Annotated in this window: 15 protein-coding genes and 1 riboswitch; of the genes, 6 read left to right on the forward strand and 9 right to left on the reverse strand. The window is 42.5% G+C overall.

The window, feature by feature from the left end; all coding sequences use genetic code 11:
* Positions 1–9: 9 nt before the first annotated feature.
* From BUB05_RS00405 to BUB05_RS00435, 7 genes are all read right to left on the reverse strand, one after another.
* Positions 10–2,427 carry a glycogen/starch/alpha-glucan phosphorylase gene (locus BUB05_RS00405; RefSeq protein ID WP_073045437.1) on the reverse strand — a complete coding sequence of 806 codons (2,418 nt, stop codon included), beginning with the start codon at positions 2,425–2,427 and terminating at the stop codon, positions 10–12.
* 1 nt (position 2,428) lies between these two features.
* The gene (glgB, locus tag BUB05_RS00410; RefSeq protein ID WP_073045439.1) at positions 2,429–4,309 is read right to left on the reverse strand and encodes a 1,4-alpha-glucan branching protein GlgB; all 1,881 of its coding nucleotides are present in this window, start codon (positions 4,307–4,309) and stop codon (positions 2,429–2,431) included.
* Positions 4,310–4,655: 346 nt separating this feature from the next.
* Entirely contained in the window at positions 4,656–5,573 is a 918-nt protein-coding gene (locus tag BUB05_RS00415) for a DMT family transporter (protein WP_073045441.1), read from the reverse strand.
* 101 nt (positions 5,574–5,674) lie between these two features.
* Positions 5,675–5,896 carry a helix-turn-helix domain-containing protein gene (locus tag BUB05_RS00420; protein ID WP_094762600.1) on the reverse strand — a complete coding sequence of 74 codons (222 nt, stop codon included), beginning with the start codon at positions 5,894–5,896 and terminating at the stop codon, positions 5,675–5,677.
* Positions 5,865–7,211 carry a branched-chain amino acid transport system II carrier protein gene (locus BUB05_RS00425; RefSeq protein WP_073045445.1) on the reverse strand — a complete coding sequence of 449 codons (1,347 nt, stop codon included), beginning with the start codon at positions 7,209–7,211 and terminating at the stop codon, positions 5,865–5,867. Before BUB05_RS00425 ends, BUB05_RS00420 begins: the two co-directional genes overlap by 32 nt.
* 183 nt (positions 7,212–7,394) lie before the next feature.
* Complete coding sequence (locus BUB05_RS00430; protein WP_073045447.1) at positions 7,395–8,585, reverse strand: CaiB/BaiF CoA transferase family protein; 1,191 nt, start codon at positions 8,583–8,585, stop codon at positions 7,395–7,397.
* Between the two features lie 157 nt (positions 8,586–8,742).
* Positions 8,743–9,204: a hotdog fold domain-containing protein gene (locus tag BUB05_RS00435; protein WP_073045449.1), complete on the reverse strand. Its 462-nt coding sequence runs from the start codon at positions 9,202–9,204 to the stop codon at positions 8,743–8,745.
* 286 nt (positions 9,205–9,490) lie between these two features.
* Between BUB05_RS00435 and BUB05_RS00440 the strand changes: the two genes are divergently transcribed.
* The 4 genes from BUB05_RS00440 (at position 9,491) to hydF (ending at position 13,273) form a co-directional block, all read left to right on the forward strand.
* Complete coding sequence (locus BUB05_RS00440; RefSeq protein WP_073045451.1) at positions 9,491–10,375, forward strand: MerR family transcriptional regulator; 885 nt, start codon at positions 9,491–9,493, stop codon at positions 10,373–10,375.
* A gap of 342 nt (positions 10,376–10,717) precedes the next feature.
* Positions 10,718–10,972: a TM1266 family iron-only hydrogenase system putative regulator gene (locus BUB05_RS00445; RefSeq protein ID WP_073045453.1), complete on the forward strand. Its 255-nt coding sequence runs from the start codon at positions 10,718–10,720 to the stop codon at positions 10,970–10,972.
* Positions 10,969–12,060, forward strand: a complete 1,092-nt coding sequence (hydE, locus tag BUB05_RS00450; RefSeq protein WP_073045456.1) for a [FeFe] hydrogenase H-cluster radical SAM maturase HydE — start codon at positions 10,969–10,971, stop codon at positions 12,058–12,060. Before BUB05_RS00445 ends, hydE begins: the two co-directional genes overlap by 4 nt.
* A 4-nt stretch (positions 12,061–12,064) precedes the next feature.
* Positions 12,065–13,273 (forward strand): [FeFe] hydrogenase H-cluster maturation GTPase HydF, encoded by a 1,209-nt coding sequence (gene hydF / locus BUB05_RS00455; RefSeq protein ID WP_073046198.1) that lies wholly within the window; start codon positions 12,065–12,067, stop codon positions 13,271–13,273.
* Between the two features lie 170 nt (positions 13,274–13,443).
* Here the strand turns inward: hydF and BUB05_RS00460 are convergent, their stop codons facing one another.
* Both BUB05_RS00460 and prxU read right to left on the reverse strand, forming a co-directional pair.
* Positions 13,444–13,728, reverse strand: coding sequence for a hypothetical protein (locus BUB05_RS00460; protein ID WP_073045459.1), 285 nt, complete (start codon positions 13,726–13,728; stop codon positions 13,444–13,446).
* 136 nt (positions 13,729–13,864) lie between these two features.
* Positions 13,865–14,581 (reverse strand): thioredoxin-dependent peroxiredoxin, encoded by a 717-nt coding sequence (gene prxU / locus BUB05_RS00465; RefSeq protein WP_094762601.1) that lies wholly within the window; start codon positions 14,579–14,581, stop codon positions 13,865–13,867.
* 197 nt (positions 14,582–14,778) lie between these two features.
* Positions 14,779–14,891, forward strand: a riboswitch (molybdenum cofactor riboswitch).
* Between the two features lie 44 nt (positions 14,892–14,935).
* Between prxU and BUB05_RS00470 the strand changes: the two genes are divergently transcribed.
* Positions 14,936–15,472: an Ig-like domain-containing domain gene (locus BUB05_RS00470; protein WP_073045462.1), complete on the forward strand. Its 537-nt coding sequence runs from the start codon at positions 14,936–14,938 to the stop codon at positions 15,470–15,472.
* Positions 15,469–16,524, forward strand: coding sequence for a FecCD family ABC transporter permease (locus BUB05_RS00475; protein ID WP_073045465.1), 1,056 nt, complete (start codon positions 15,469–15,471; stop codon positions 16,522–16,524). The genes BUB05_RS00470 and BUB05_RS00475 overlap by 4 nt, the downstream gene beginning before the upstream one ends.
* Position 16,525 lies beyond the last annotated feature (1 nt).

Below are 16,525 nucleotides of genomic sequence, written 5' to 3' on the forward strand. Positions count from 1 at the left end.
AAAAACCTCCTAATTATTTATGTCTTCCTTGATTTTCCAGATTTCATTATCGTATTCCCTGATTGTCCTGTCGCTTGAAAAATATCCCGATGCCGCAATATTTTTCATGGACATTTCAAACCACCTGCCGGTATCCCTGTAGGCTTTCTCCACTTCCTTCTGAGCTTCAACATATGCCCTGAAATCCTTCATGACAAAATAGGCGTCGTTGTGAAGGATGAGACTGTCATAGATGTCCCTGAATTCAGAAGTGTCCTTGGAAAGGAATCCATCAATAAGGTGGTCGACGGTCCTCTGAACATCCCAATCCGATGCGTATATCTCCCTTGAGGAATAGCTGCCGTTTCTGTAATATTCAAGCACTTCCTCCGACCTGAGGCCGAAGATGAAAATATTATCTTCTCCCGCCTTTTCCATTATTTCCACATTGGCTCCGTCAAGGGTTCCAATGGTTATTGCTCCGTTCATCATGAACTTCATGTTGCCCGTACCGCTGGCCTCCTTGCTGGCAGTGGATATCTGCTCAGAAACATCGGCAGCCGGATATATGAGTTCGCCAAGTGTTACGTTGAAGTTCTCAAGGAAAACAACCTTCATATAGCTGCTCACCTCGGGATCGTTGTTCACCTTGTCGGCCACCTTGTTTATCAGCTTTATTATTTCCTTTGCCATATGGTAGCTTGGAGCAGCCTTGCCTGCAAATATGAAGGTCCTTGGATAAATCTTCATCTTCTGAGTCTTTATCCTGTCATAAAGGTACATGATGTGCAGTACATTAAGGAGCTGTCTCTTGTATTCATGTATCCTCTTCACATGTACATCGAAAATTGAATTCACATCAAGTTTAATTTCCATGGTCTTCATCACATATGCTGCCAATCTCTCCTTGTTCTTCCTCTTCATAGACTTGAGCATTTCATGACAGTTCCTGTCGCCGCAATGGTCAAGAAGGTTCTTGAGCCTGGCCGGGTCGTCTTTCCATTCTTCTCCAATGGTTTTATTTATACATTTTGTAAGAAGAGGATTGGATTTCATAAGGAATCTTCTGTGGGATACTCCGTTTGTCTTTGAATTGAACTTATCGGGATAAAGCTCGTAAAGTTCACTGAATGTCTCATTTATAAGTATATCGGTGTGAAGCTTTGCAACTCCGTTTACGGATTTGGAACCGATAATGGCAAGATTGGCCATATGCACCAGTCCGTCCCTTAGAATTGAATTCCTTGCCCTCAATTCCCTGGTGCTCTCGTCGCCTTCTTCCTTGAAGCGCCTGTCAATCTCCTCAATTATCATGTATACCCTCGGCAGCAAACACTTCATCATTTCCTGGGGCCAAGTTTCAAGGGCTTCAGGCAGTATTGTATGGTTTGTATAGGCGCATATCCCAGTAACCTGCTCCCACGCCTCATCCCATTCCAGCCTTTCATGGTCCATGAGTATTCTCATCAGCTCCGGAATGACGAGAGAAGGATGGGTGTCATTTATCTGTATCTGAATCTTTTTAGAAAGATCCTGAAGCTCCTCGTTGTTCCTCTTGTATCTTCTTCTTATGCTGCGAAGGCCTGCACTTACAAAGAAATACTGCTGCTTCAGTCTCAGGAGCCTTCCCTCGTAATTGGCATCGTTTGGATATAGAACCTGGGTTATGGCCTCCGCCGTAGTTTTCTCCCTCAGGGCCTCCATGTAGTTTCCTTTATTGAAAAGATTGAAGTCAAAGGCATCAGTAGATCCGGCACTCCAAAGCCTGAGAAAGTTCACATTGCTTGAACTGCTGCTTACAATGGGAACATCAAAAGGAACGGCAAGGACCGTTTCATAATTCTCGTGGATAACCACTATTTTTCCGTCCTTTTCGATAGTCCTTATATTACCATAAAACCTAATTACTTCCGCCTTCGAAGCCTTCCTTATCTCCCACTGGTTTCCATATCTGAGCCACTTGTCGGGCAGTTCCACCTGATGGCCTTCATGTATTTTTTGCTCAAACAGGCCGTATCTGTACTTTATGCCCATTCCCATGGCAGGTATGTTGAGAAAAGCCAGTGAATCGAGAAAACATGCTGCCAGTCTTCCCAGCCCTCCATTTCCAAGTCCTGCATCCATTTCAACATCTGCCAGGTCCTTGATATCCACTCCAAGGTCGTTGAGTCCTTCTGTGACAACATCAAGGATTCCAAGCTTCATCAGGTTCATTTCCAAAAGCTTTCCTACAAGAAACTCCATAGAAAAATAGTAAAGTCTCTTTTGATTTTTCTCTCGGTTCATAAGAGAGTGGCTGTCCGCCATGCAAATGGATGCATACTTCATTACAAGTGAAGCAAGTACATTATATCTGTCAATAAAACTGCTCTCCTCAAAACATTCTCCGGTAACTTCCTTGAATCTTTGCAAATATTCCTTCTTAAAAGCTTCCTTACTCGAAAACATCTCAACCTCGCTTTATAGTTTTTTTCTTCTTGATCATGAGACCGGAAAGACCTGGTATCTTGATCTTTATGATATTCCTGTCGGGATTGAATTCATCCCTTTGGGATTTTATGTACTTTTTATACGTTGTTCCCGTTCCGTCGTATTTCTCCTCGTCGCTGTTCATTATGACCCTGTACTCACCCTCCCGTGGAACTTGGATCCATGCCTCCTCGTGGACATTTGGAGTAAAATTCAGCACTGTGATTATAAAATCATCAAGCCCCCACCTTATATATGAAAACATGCTATGGTCCCTGTTGTCCGCATCTATCCACTGGAATCCTGCCCAGCTGTTGTCCTGCTGCCACAAAGCCTTTTCATTCATATAGAGCCTGTTCAGTTTCTTGATATACTCCCTGTGGGAATCGTGTATGGGATACTTGAGCATGAACCATTCAATTTCCTCATAATATCTCCACTCCATGAACTGGCCTATTTCGTTGCCCATGAAATTCAGCTTCTTTCCGGGATGTGTCATCTGGTACATTGCAAGCACCTTGAGATTCTTGAACTTCTCCTCGTAGGTTCCCCAGCTCTTGTCAATGAGCGTCTTCTTGCCGTGTACAACCTCATCGTGAGAAAAGGGAAGTATGAAGTTCTCGCTGAAGGCATAATGCATGGAAAATGTAATCCTGTCATGGTCGTTCTTCCTGAAGAAGAAGTCATTTTCAACATACGCTATGGTGTCGTTCATCCATCCCATGTTCCACTTGAAATTGAAGCCAAGCCCTCCCGAATCGACGGGAGCAGTCACAAGGGGCCAGTCCGTGGACTCCTCTGCAGCCATTATTGCGAAGGGATACCTTGCGAAGACGGCTTTGTTAAGCTCCTTCAAAAAGTCTATCCCGTCAAGGTCGTCGGTCCCTCCATATCTGTTTCTATATATCTGTTCATCCATGCCGAAGTTCAGATGAAGTATTGACGTAACACCGTCAACCCGCAATCCGTCCACATGGTATTTGTCAAAGTAAAAAAGTGCATTTGAAATGAGGAAATTCGTCACCTCGCTTCTGCCGAAGTTAAACTTCTTCGTTCCCCAGTTGGGGTGGTCTATATGTCCGTAGAGCTCCGTACCGTCAAAGTTTAACAGCCCCTGCTCGTCCCTGCAGAAATGGCCGGGAACCCAGTCAAGAATGACGCCTATATTGTTCTGGTGGCACTTGTCAATTAAATATTTCAGGTCATCCGGTTTTCCATATCTGCTTGTAATGGAATAGTATCCTGTTATCTGATATCCCCATGATCCGTCAAAGGGATGCTCCATGACAGGCATTATCTCCACATAGTTGTAGTTCATCTCCTTGAGATATGGAACAAGCTCATCTGCAAGCTCCCTGTAACTATAGTGGCTTTTATCCTCGTGCATCTTCCAGGAGCCCGGATGAATTTCATAAATATTCAAGGGGCCGTCATATAGCCTGACCTCGTTTCTCTTTTTCAGCCACTTCCCATCCTTCCATTCATATCCGTCCATATCTGCAACAACGGAGGATGTGCCGGGTTTTTTCTCCGAAAAGAATCCATATGGGTCAGCCTTCTGTACCGACGTGCCGTCCTTCTTGAAAATCTTGTACTTGTATTCCTCGCCTTCCCCTATATTTTCGAAGAAGCAATGCCATATTCCAGTATCTCCAAGCCTTTCCATGGGATTGGCCTGGTCGTTCCAAAAATTAAAAGTGCCCACCAAAGAAACACCAGTGGCGTTGGGCGCCCATACCGTGAAGTATACGCCTTTCCCGTCCTGTTGTTTTCTCAAGTGAGCTCCAAAATATTCATAGCTGTTGTACAGCTTGCCTGTATGATAATTTGCGAATCCATTGATATCCATTATTCTGTTCATATTCTTCCCCCCATACCGTAATATTATACAATAAATCGCAAGTTTTGTACATGAAGTTACTGTAAATTATGACAAGTTCTTAACAAATATTCATGAATGCGTTTTCTTGTGAACAATATAAACCATATGACTCCGTCTATTTTCAAAAATAAAGTCGCCTCGTAGTGTTTGCGAACATTTTATGATTTATTATCGGAATATTACGTTTTAAGGCATATATAAAACATGCGCAGACTAAAAACAGTTGTTAATCCTCATACAAAACAAAACCTGCCGGTATGATGGTTTCTAGAATACCATTCAACCAGCAGGTAAAATTTTTCTATATTCATCTTACACTTACATTCTACCCCACATACTCTTCTTTAATACCTGATTTGGATGTAACTTGCTTTCTATCAAAAGCTGTCAAAATTACAACAGCAGTCAAAATCATAATAATCCCTATGACGGTTTTTAGTCCGAATGATTCTGAAAAAACAAGTATGCCAACTACAATACTGGTGATAGGTTCAAAAGTACTTAGTATGGATGCACGTTGAGATCCAATTTCCTTTACTCCTTCCTGAAATGAAATACTTGCACCCACAGTAATCAAGAGGGAATATAAGATACATAAAATCCATCCGAGTAAATTCAAGGAGTTTTCAAGCGAATCTGTCAAAAAAGCGTACATGCCTAATTCAACAGAAGAAACAAAGGCCAGGTAAAATCCCAATGTGAAAGGCTTAAGGCTTCTCAAGCCGCTCTTATCCAAGTAGATGGTATAAAAGGCATAAGTAATGCCGGACAAGAAGGCCAACAATATCCCACTTGTATTGCTTCTTTGACCAGGATCAAAAAATAGAAAGATTCCAAAAGTGCTTAAGACAAGGCCTGTTGTTTTAATTCGATTTGGTTTGTCCTTGAAGAATAGAAAGCATCCTATTAAAACGAATACAGGGTAAACGAAATGAATTGTCATTGCCATTCCTGATGGGATGAAATCATAAGATGTAAGGAGTAAGATTGGCGTAGCAGCAAAACCAAGTGACAATATTACTATTTTTTTGAATTCCACAAGAGATATTAAAGACTTGTTCCCTTCATATCTCATAAGCATAAAAAGCAAGGGTAAAGAAATCATGCTTCGCATAAATGTAAGTAGGACTAGATTTCCACCATTTGCATCAATGATCTTCACAAACAACGGCATAGAGCCAAACAAGACTGCAGATAAAATAACTAGAATATTTCCTTTGTTTTGTAAAAATATATTATTCATATTGTTTTCCTCTTTTTAAAGAAAGCCAGCCTGGGCTCGCAGGCTCCAGGCTGGCAAACATTCATTCATCTATTGGATTTATGTAACTTAGCTTTTTTGAGCTAGGACGTCAAAATATCATCCTGATACTTCTTTGACTTCCTCGCAACCGTTGCCTGGCTTACCTTAAGGAGTCTGGCTGCCTTGTAAGTGCTCCCAGCCTCCTCCATGGCCCTTGTTATAAGCTCCCTCTCAAGCATCTCCCTTGCTTCCCGAAGGGGCATTATCCTGTTTATTATTATGTCTTCCATGTCAGATAGAAGCTTCCAGCTTGCCTTCATCATCGTCCTTGTTCTGCCATACGGCCATGCCCAGGAAGAAGAGTGCAGCAGATATAGCAACCCATCCAAGGCTGAATTCGCTCATAGGAATTAGATTGTAGAAGCTGATGAGGCCGTTTTCAACAGCTCCACCCATCTTCATGAACTCAACTATTCCCTCCAAGGTACCATATGCAAAGGAAGATATTATGGCCAATTTGAAGCCGAAGAAGACCCTTTTTGAAGCATTTTGGGGTCCAAGTGAATAGAATAGAGTCAGAACAATGGCAGGCGGATATATAACCTTAAGGAAAGGTGTAACCAATACAACTATTGTATCAAGACCCAAGGAGCTGACTATGGCACTGAAAACCAGTACCAGAATCATTGAATGCTTGTACTCAAGCCTGTTTTCAGACACTTCCGAGAAGTATTCAGCACTTGAAAGTGACAGACCTATTGCCGTAGTCAAGGCCGCCATGAGAAGTGCTACATTGAATATTGCTCCCCCTACAACGCCCCACAGTTCAACAACTACATTTGTGTAAAGTGCCGCAAACTTAAGGTCAACCATGGATGTAGATACTTTGGAACCTATGATCATGTGACCCATATGCGTACATGACAGTATTCCTATTCCGATTGCACAGATTATTATGAGATCTCTTGTAATATTTTTGCTCATGTTTTTGTTCTTCAAGTCGTCTATTATTATTGTCGAAAAAATCAGGGCACACAACAGCTCTGCAGTATCATATCCGTTTATGAATCCATATACAAAAGGCAAAGTTGAATATTCACGTGGTGCAACCTCTCCCAGGGGAACAATAAGACCTTTTGTTATTATGGACACAACTGCAATCAGAAGAACAGGCAGGAGTATCTTGCTTATCTTGTCCACAACTCCGTCCTTGCGGGCTATGAACCAGTATACTATAAGGTAATACACAACTGAAAACATTATGTTGAATATTCCGCTTCCAGCCTGTATTCCCGTCAGTTGAAGGAATGCATCCCATGCCGCCGCACTCATTCTTGGTATGGTATATAAGGGTCCCAATACCAAAATGGTTAGGGAGCAGAAAATCAATGCAAACTTGCTTGACACCTTCTGTGTAATCTGGAAAAATGTACCTTCACCTCTGATAATTGCTATATACCCAAGTAGCGGGAACAACAAAGCCGTCAGGAATATTCCCGAATATGCGCTTAATACATTGGTACCGCTGACTTTCCCCCACGTCATGGGCCATATCATACTTGAGCCCCCAAAGTGCATGGAAAACACAACTGCACCCATAAGAATCATTTTAACTATATTACTCTTGCTTTTACTCATACAACCTCCACTAAAAATATTCTATCATATCAACTTAATTCACGAAACGTTTTCCTGCCTTTTCTTAAAATCACGAAAGCACATTCACACTACAATGTTTGCATTCTCTGGCAGGTGCAATTATACCGGCATCATGCTTACTCTCCCTGTTGCCGGTAAATTGCTATGTAATAACCCAACCCTCTAAATTATCTGTGCTGCCCTGAGTGCTTCGATTTTATCCTGTCCGTATCCTAAAAGATTTTTCAAGATATCATCATTGTCTTCGCCAAGAAGAGGAGCAGCTTTTTCTATCTCATCAGGCTTGCCGTGATGCTTTATTGGCGTACCCGGCATTTTAATTACACCCATTTTAGGCTGGTCAACCTCAAGAAGCATTTTTCTAACTTCTGTTTGAGGATGGTTAACAACCTCAGGTATTGTAAGAATATTACCGAAAGGTATCTTTATTGCAGTTATCATTTCTTCAAGTTCGTCGATTGTCTTTGTAGTAGTCCATTCTTCTATAAGGTCCTTAAGGCCTGAATGATAGTTTTCAACACGATTTACGTTTGTGTTGTACAATGGATTGTCGATAAGGTCTTCCCTGTCCATTAGTTTACAGAGTCCAGCAAACATCTTGTTTGTTCCGCAACCCATAACGAAGTCTCCGTCCTTTGCTCTGAAAGAGTCAAATGGAGCTATGCTTGGGTCCATATTTCCTGCCCTGTGTGGATGTTTTCCTTCTATGGTATGTTCAACAACGAAGTTCTCCATAGTAGAGAAAAGCGTATCAACCATAGCTACATCCAGTCTCTGGCCTTCTCCTGTCCTACTTCTCTGGTAAAGAGCCATGAGTATTCCCATACAAAGGTATGCACCTGAATAAGAGTCTCCTACTGAAGGACCTATCTTACATGGAGGTCCATCGGAAAATCCTGTAACACTCATCATTCCACTCATAGCCTGAGCCACTATGTCATAACATGGTCTTTCAGCCAAGGGTCCTTCAAGGCCGAATCCTGATATTGATCCGTAGATGATTCCAGGATTGATTTTCTTCATTTCCTCATATCTGAATCCCAGCTTTTCCATTACTCCAACCTTGTAGTTTTCAACAACTACGTCGGCAGTCTTTATGAGGTCCCTGAATATACGTTTTCCCTCTTCATGCTTAAGATCAAGAGTTATACCTTTTTTGTTTCTATTGATATATGCGAAGTAACCGCTTTCACCATTTACTAGTGGCCCCCATGCTCTTGTCTGATCACCTATTCCCGGTCTCTCTATCTTAATAACTTCCGCACCGTGGTCTGCAAGGTTCATAGTACAGAAGGGGCCGCTATATGCCTGGGTAAGGTCCAGCACCCTAACGCCTTTCAATGGTTTTTCCATAGTTAATCTCCTTTTTCACTAAATTTCTCAGGACTCCTAGTCCCTCGAATCATCGGTCTTCTTTATTTTGCCGATTTATTTAGAAGGCGGATGATAATCCGCCTTCTTATCATCAATTGATATATTGTTTTCTAATCCTGTTCTACTTATTATTTACTTACTTTACAGCTTTTACAGTGTGTACTGCGTCGTTGAATGTAGGGTCCTGAGGTCCTCTCTGAAGATCCTTGGCTATATAAAGGCTTCCTGTTGCAGTTCCGCAAAGGATTGGCGGTATGATTGCAGTTGCAGCTGTACTTGCAAGACCTGTAGTATCCATGTCTGTTCTGTTGCACATAGCAGCAACCTTGTATGCTTCAAACTTGCACTTGTAAGAAGTATTTCCTACTTTTTCAATCCATCCGTGGTATTCCATGAAGTCACCTACATATACAGGTGCAGTGAACTCGATCTCATCATAACCAAGGAAAAGACTGATGTCTCCGTCAACAAGAACCATAAGCTCAGTTCCAACGTCTCCCCAAGCTACAGGAAGCTTAGCTCCGTTTACCAAATCTCCTACATAATGTCCATCACTTGCTCTCATCATTGCCTTGTGTACTACTTTCTTTCCTACCATTTTGTAATTCCTCCAATTAATATTATATTGTGCATACGTTTTTTCGTATGCTTCAGTAACTCTTGTTGCTGTAATTCAAATATATCTCATCCAGTTACGGGACAGGCAATATGCATTTTAAAAAAACTCAAAAAAAGTTTTCTCAAAAACTGCAAAAACCCTCCACCTGGTGGACAGTTTTTTGATTTGATACATACCTGGAATCATTGAAGAGGACAGTTATCTTTGGTATAATAATTCTTGATATCTGTTTGATGTATAAATATATTGAAGGAGTACTGTAGCTATGAACAAGGATTACTACAAAATCGGAGAGGTTTCAAAAAAGTGCAGCATACCAATCAAGACTCTGCGTTACTACGATGAAATAGGACTTATTAAGCCCGAATATATAGAGGAACAGAATAACTACAGGTACTATACCAAGGAACAGATGGTAACTATATATATAATACGAAAGCTCAAGAATCTGGACTTCAGCCTAAAGGAAATCAAATCCATACTGGAGGACAACAATACCAAGGCAATCGAAACAAGCATAGAGAAAAAACTCCAGGAGATTTCCGAAAAAATCGCTTTACTTCAGAAATCCTATGAATCTGGCGAAAACTTCCTGGCTCGTTTGAAAAGAGGGGCAATCATACTGGACCACTACGACAAGGGAGTATTGAACGAATACGACAAGGACATAGACGTAGTGAAAATTGAGGAGATATCGGAGAAAAACCTTTATTTCATCCGCAAGCCCATCATAGCCTACAACAATGCAGGAGTTACCTTGGACAGATGGATTGAAATAAGGGAAGTCGCAGAATCAAAAAATCTGAAGACAAGAGGACCCATCATGCTCACATACTACGAGAACCTGCTGGACCAGTTCCTCTACAAGGACTGTGACGTCGAATTCGCCATTGAGGTGGACGAGTACAGGGATGAACCTAGCTTCAGGAAATTCGGCGGATTCCAGGCTGTCACTTGCATACATGTGGGAGACTATTCAAACATAGTTCAAACATATCTGAAAATGATCCAATTCATCAACCTGAACAGGGACAAATATGCCATCGACGGTTATCCTACTGACGAATTCATCATTTCACCTGTAGACATAAACAATATAGACGAGCATATTACACGAGTAATCATACCTATAAAGAAATTGCAGAAATAAGCTCTGTAATACAAACAGAATTAACCCTTGACAAAGCCACGGATTTTTGTTAAATTATTAACAAGATTCAACTTCAAAACCATCTCCCCGAGAAATCAACTATAAGAAATCGGAGACCTTGCTTTTGAAAGTTTAAAAATGCTATTTGTGGACGAGGACTCCTCTTCCATGAATGCTTGAAAATAATATCTTACGGACGAGAATAAAAGTGAAACTTTTATTTAGTTATCTTATCCGGTAGAGGCCCTCAAAGTGCAGCCATTTTCGGCTATGCTTGATTTTGATATGATTAATATCGGCTTCCTACCAGGAAGCCGTTTTTTATTTGGAGGTTAAGCAAATATGTTACGAATAGCCATCATAGGAGCCATTCTGGACGAGCCCGAATCGGCAACACACAAGTTCAACGAAATCGTCGCCCAGCACAAAAGCATAGTCATAGGAAGGATGGGAATACCCCTCGCCGACGACGGGATCTCTGTGATATCAATCACCGTAAAGGGAACACTTGATGAAATCAACTCCTTCACGGGATTACTCGGCCGTATTCCTGGAGTCACGGTGAAGACATCCATTTCGAAAAAGGAGCTTAAATGAAAGAACTGAAATACATCGACGACCTCTTCGAAAGGGAGGACCTGGAGGATGAAAAGCTCCTGGAACTTATAGAAGCAAAAGACCAAGTGGTACTTGAACATCTCTACAGCAAGGCCCTTGAGAAGAAAATCCTGCACTACGATAAGAGCATTTACATGAGAGGTCTTCTGGAGTTCACAAACATCTGCAAGCAGAACTGCAAATACTGCGGACTTAGACGTGACAATATGAATGTGGACAGATACAGGCTGACGGAAGATCAGATCATGGACTGCTGCAGGGAAGGATACCGCCTTGGATACAGGACCTTCGTACTGCAGGGAGGGGAGGATTCCCACTATAGCGACGACAGATTGGTTAAAATAATAACAAACATCAGGTCAAGTTTCCCCGAAGCCGCCATCACCCTTTCAATAGGAGAAAAATCCTACGAAAGTTATGAAAGATACTTCCAGGCAGGTGCCGACAGGTTCCTATTAAGGCATGAAACTGCAGACGAAAAACTTTACAACAGTCTCCATCCCGGCGGAAGCTATAAGAATCGAGTGAGATGCTTAAAGGACCTAAAGAAAATAGGTTACCAGATAGGAGCTGGTTTCATAACGGGACTTCCCGGCCAGACAAGCACACACCTTGTAAAGGATCTTCGGTTTTTGAAAGAACTGGACCCACACATGATAGGAATAGGCCCCTTCATACCGCACTCGGAAACTCCACTTAAAAACTTTAATGGAGGCACTGTAGAGCTTACGCTTAAGATGGTAGCCCTTACAAGGCTTATGATTCCAAAAGCACTTCTGCCTTCCACAACAGCCCTTGGAACAATAGACAGCCAGGGAAGGGAAAAGGCAATCAAGGCAGGAGCAAATGTGGTGATGCCAAATCTTTCCCCTACTGATGTAAGGGAGAAATACGAGATTTATGAAAACAAGATCTGCACGGGGGATGAAGCTGCCCACTGCAGACAATGCATAGAAAAAAGGATAAACTCCACCGGATCATACGTGGATATGGGTAGGGGGGACTATGTGGACTGGAATGCGTCCTCTAGAAAAATAAATTCACATACAGGAGAAAAACATGAGTAGTACATTGAATGCAACGCCAAGTGCAAACAGACTTCATATAGGAATTTACGGACAGACAAACGCAGGAAAATCCTCTCTTTTGAATGCAATAACCGAACAGGAAACTTCCCTGGTATCCGAAATAAGGGGAACAACTACGGATCCCGTGACCAAGGTAATGGAGCTCATACCCTTTGGCCCAGTGGTCTTCATTGACACTGCAGGCCTCAAGGACTCAAGTGCCCTTGGCGAAAAGAGGATGAAGGCAAGCAGGAAGATAATGCAGAGGACGGACCTGGCCCTCTATATAATTGACGGCTGTGAAGAATTTGACTCCGAATACGAGAAGACCATGGCGGACTTCAAAAAACATAATATTCCATCATTGACCATTGTCAACAAGTCTGACATGCTCAATGAAGAAAGGATGAAGAATCTGAGAGATGCATATCCCGGTGCATCATTCGTATCTACCCTTGACAGGGGAAGCATCCTTAACTTCAAGGACAGGCTTGTGGATGAGCTCAAAGGCCATGAGAAGGAGCCTGCCATCATAGGGGACATTTTACCCTACAACAGCAAGGTTGTGATGGTGGTCCCAATAGACTCGGAAGCTCCAAAGGGAAGGATAATACTTCCACAGGTACAGCTCATAAGAGACTGCCTGGACCACGGCATAAAATCCTATGTTGTCAGGGATACGGAGCTTGAAGATGCCCTCAAGGACTTGAACTATGACGTGGATCTTGTGGTCACGGACTCCCAGGCCTTCAAGGAAGTGTCAAGAATCGTCCCCGAAGACATTATGCTTACATCCTTCTCCATAGTTTATGCAAGATACAAGGGGGACCTTAATGCTTTTACAAATGGGATAAATGCCATAAAGAAACTGAATGAAAACTCAAAGGTACTCATTAGTGAAAGCTGTACACACAACACATCCCACGAGGACATAGGAAGGGTGAAGATCCCTAAGCTCCTTCAGGAGAAGCTTGGATTCAACCTCGACTTCACCTTCAAGGCAGGACACGACTTCCCGGAAGACATGTCCGGATACGACCTGATAATACACTGCGGATCCTGCATGCTGAACAAGAAGACAATGCTGACCAGGATACAGCTCTGCGAAGAAGCGGGTATTCCCATAACAAACTACGGCATAGTACTTGCCTATCTCAACGGCATCCTTGACAGGAGTATGGAGATATTCAAAACTCCTTCTGGCAAGGAGTAAGAAATTAAATTTAACATAATTGTGGAACGATACTAACTGCTACTTGGTGAGGACTGCACTCTTCACTGCAAATATCAAAAGAGGCAAGCTCTTCCTAAAACGAAGACTTGCCTCTTTCCAATTACTCGACCGTACCTTCCGGTACGGACATGGAACGGATGCAAAATTTTCTATACCTTATGCAACATCGTTTCCCTTGCTTTTTCAAGCATTTCCTGCCAGGACTCGAATTTTGTCCCATTCTTGATGAAATCATTGAACACGTCACTACCCAGAGACTCAAGATTCGATATGGACTTGATCTCTTTCATAGTTATTCCAGAACTCTTTATCATCTGTTCAAAGGATATAAAGCTTGTATGCTCGCGCATAAACTCATGATTGAAAAGTTTTTCCGCAGACATTCCTTCCTTGTCTGTCATCTTCAGCAATATCTTAGATATTCTTCTAAACATACTAATCACCAGACTAAAGCATCCGTTTCACCTATATTATACCACAATCCATGCCTTCACGAAATGAATCACATAAATAAAAGGACGACTCAATCCGAATCAATCGGTGAAATGCCGTCCCTGATATACATTCTATTTAATCTTCAAAAGCCTCTTCGACCTTCCATTCCTTCCATACGTTACCTACAAGGTCCGGTCCCGGGTTCAATACCTTCTTGCCCGGCTTCCATCCCGATGGAGTGGCCTGGGATCCCTTGGATTCCCTTACAAGCTGGAATGCCTGTATCTGCCTTAAAGTCTCGCTTACGTTCCTTCCTACCGGAGGTGTCAAAACCTCGAATGCCTGAATGATCCCGTCCGGATCGATGAGGAATCTTCCCCTTGTTTCAACTCCAGCAGCTTCGTCATAAATGCCGTACATAGTTCCAATCTTTCCGCCTCCGTCTGAAAGCATAGGGAAAGGAATATCCTTGTTTACCATCTTGCTAAGTTCATGTTCATTCCACATCTTGTGTACGAATACACTGTCAACGCTCATTGATAATACCTGTACTCCGAGTTTCTTGAATTCATCATTTTTTTCAGCAACTGCTGAGACTTCAGTAGCTCAGACAAATGTGAAATCTCCCGGGTAGAAGCACAGAACCACCCATTGACCCAAATACTCTGACAACTTGAAGTTTGCAAACTTTCCTTCGAAAAATCCTGGTGCGGTGAAATCCGGTGCCGGTTTTCCTACTTTGACCATACTTGCTTCCTCCTTAACGATTTTTTCAACCTTCTCTTCTGCCTCGACCTTTTCCTCGGTCTTGGCTTCAGGTCTTTGACAACCTGGTTTGAATTCTTCAGGCATTTTATCACCCCTTTGGTTTTTTAGGTAATACATGTTTATTATACACCTTGCAAGGCATATGTTCAATTAATTAAAGATGATTTAACTGATCTTTTACATTATTACAAATTTGAAATAGTTACAAATACTTGTTTTTTTACTGTCCTGTCATAAGACTGTTGAAATCAGTCGCTTTGTAAAGTATAATTAAAGGACAAAATCAAATACGAATCCGAGTCTTTGCGCCTAAGGTTTCTACGGCGTTCAGGCCAGGGTATGTCTGGAAACGGGCATGCCTTCCAGTGTGAAAAGGATTAATCAAACCCGCCAATCACATTGAAGCGGGTTTTTATTTTACCTACAGGAGGAATCAACATGAAAAAAACACTCGTACTTGTAATGGCGCTGACTCTGCTGCTGTCAATCTTTACAGTTGCAGAAGGCACCGAAGGAAACAAGCCACTATTTTTAGATGTATCCACCCCCGAAGACGGAGCGGCCGACATTCCTGTGGAACAGGAAATCAAGCTTGTATTCTCTAAGAATGTAGTCAATGTATCCGTAAAGGACAACAATTTGAAGTGCTTCACAATGGAAGACTCCGATGGTTATGATGTTCCTATAGAGATTGTAATGGGAGACGACCAGATACACCCTGACCAGAAAAGGGACATAGTAATCAAGCCAGTTGAAGGACTCAAGGAAGACATGACCTATACAATAAGGATTAGTCCGGACATGCTTGCAAAAAACGGCAATACCCTTGGAGAGGAAGTAATGGTGACATTCTCCACAATGTCCACAAACCCCACATCATCTTTATCCACCTTTAATGGGACGGGAATAGCAATGATAGCGCTATTGATAGTAGTAATTGTGACCATCTTCATTAGAAAAAGAAAATCAAAATGATAAAAAAAAGAAAACCATTTTATTTCATTCTGATACTGCTGCCTTTTTTGAGCGTGGCGTTATCCCTTTTCATAGGAAGATACAACGTAGCTGCAGCGACAGTGCCTGACATAATAACATACAAGATATTGACGGGTTTGAGGGAAACCACCCTGTTCAATGGAATAATACCGGAAATAACGACCATGTCAACACCAATAGAACAATCTGTGGTATGGGACATCAGGCTGCCTCGGGCAATCGGCGGAATCATAGTGGGAGGTGCACTATCCGTCAGCGGAGCATCCCTCCAGGGAATGTTCAAAAACCCCCTGGTGGATGCGGGAATACTTGGTGTAAGCTCGGGAGCAGGTTTCGGTGCCATACTTGCCATAATACTGTTCAACGAGGTCAATGTCTACACGGTGCTCTTCGCCTTCATCTTCGGTATGATAGCCGTAGGTTTCAGCACGCTAATAGCAGGAATATACAAGGCAAATCCAACAATAATGCTGGTCCTCGGAGGAGTCATAGTTTCATCTGTGTTTTCATCACTGATTTCACTTGGAAAGTTTGTTGCAGACCCCTTCAACGAACTGCCTGCAATCACCTTCTGGCTCATGGGAAGCCTTGCAAGCTGCAGCTTCAAGGACATAGCCATATCTTTCATACCAATAGTCATTGGAACAGCCGGAATTGTTCTCATGAAATGGAGGATAAACGTTCTGTCAATGGGCGAAAGGGACGCTAGAACCCTGGGCATAAACACCAGGCTCAACAGGGGTCTTGTAGTAACCTTTGCAAGCCTTTCGACTGCGGGGGCCGTATCAATAGCAGGAACCATAGGATGGGTAGGACTTGTAATACCCCACCTGGGAAGAATGATGGTGGGTACGGACAACAGAAAACTCATACCCGTAAGCCTTGCCCTTGGAAGCTTCTATCTTGTCATAATAGACCTGCTGAGCAGAACCCTTACTGGAAGCGAGATTCCCCTGGGAATTCTGACATCACTTCTTGGTGCACCCTTCTATGTCTATGTACTTAAAATAACCAAGGGAAGCGGGTGGTAGA

The organism is Dethiosulfatibacter aminovorans DSM 17477 (assembly GCF_900142005.1).
Lineage (GTDB): Bacteria > Bacillota > Clostridia > Tissierellales > Dethiosulfatibacteraceae > Dethiosulfatibacter > Dethiosulfatibacter aminovorans.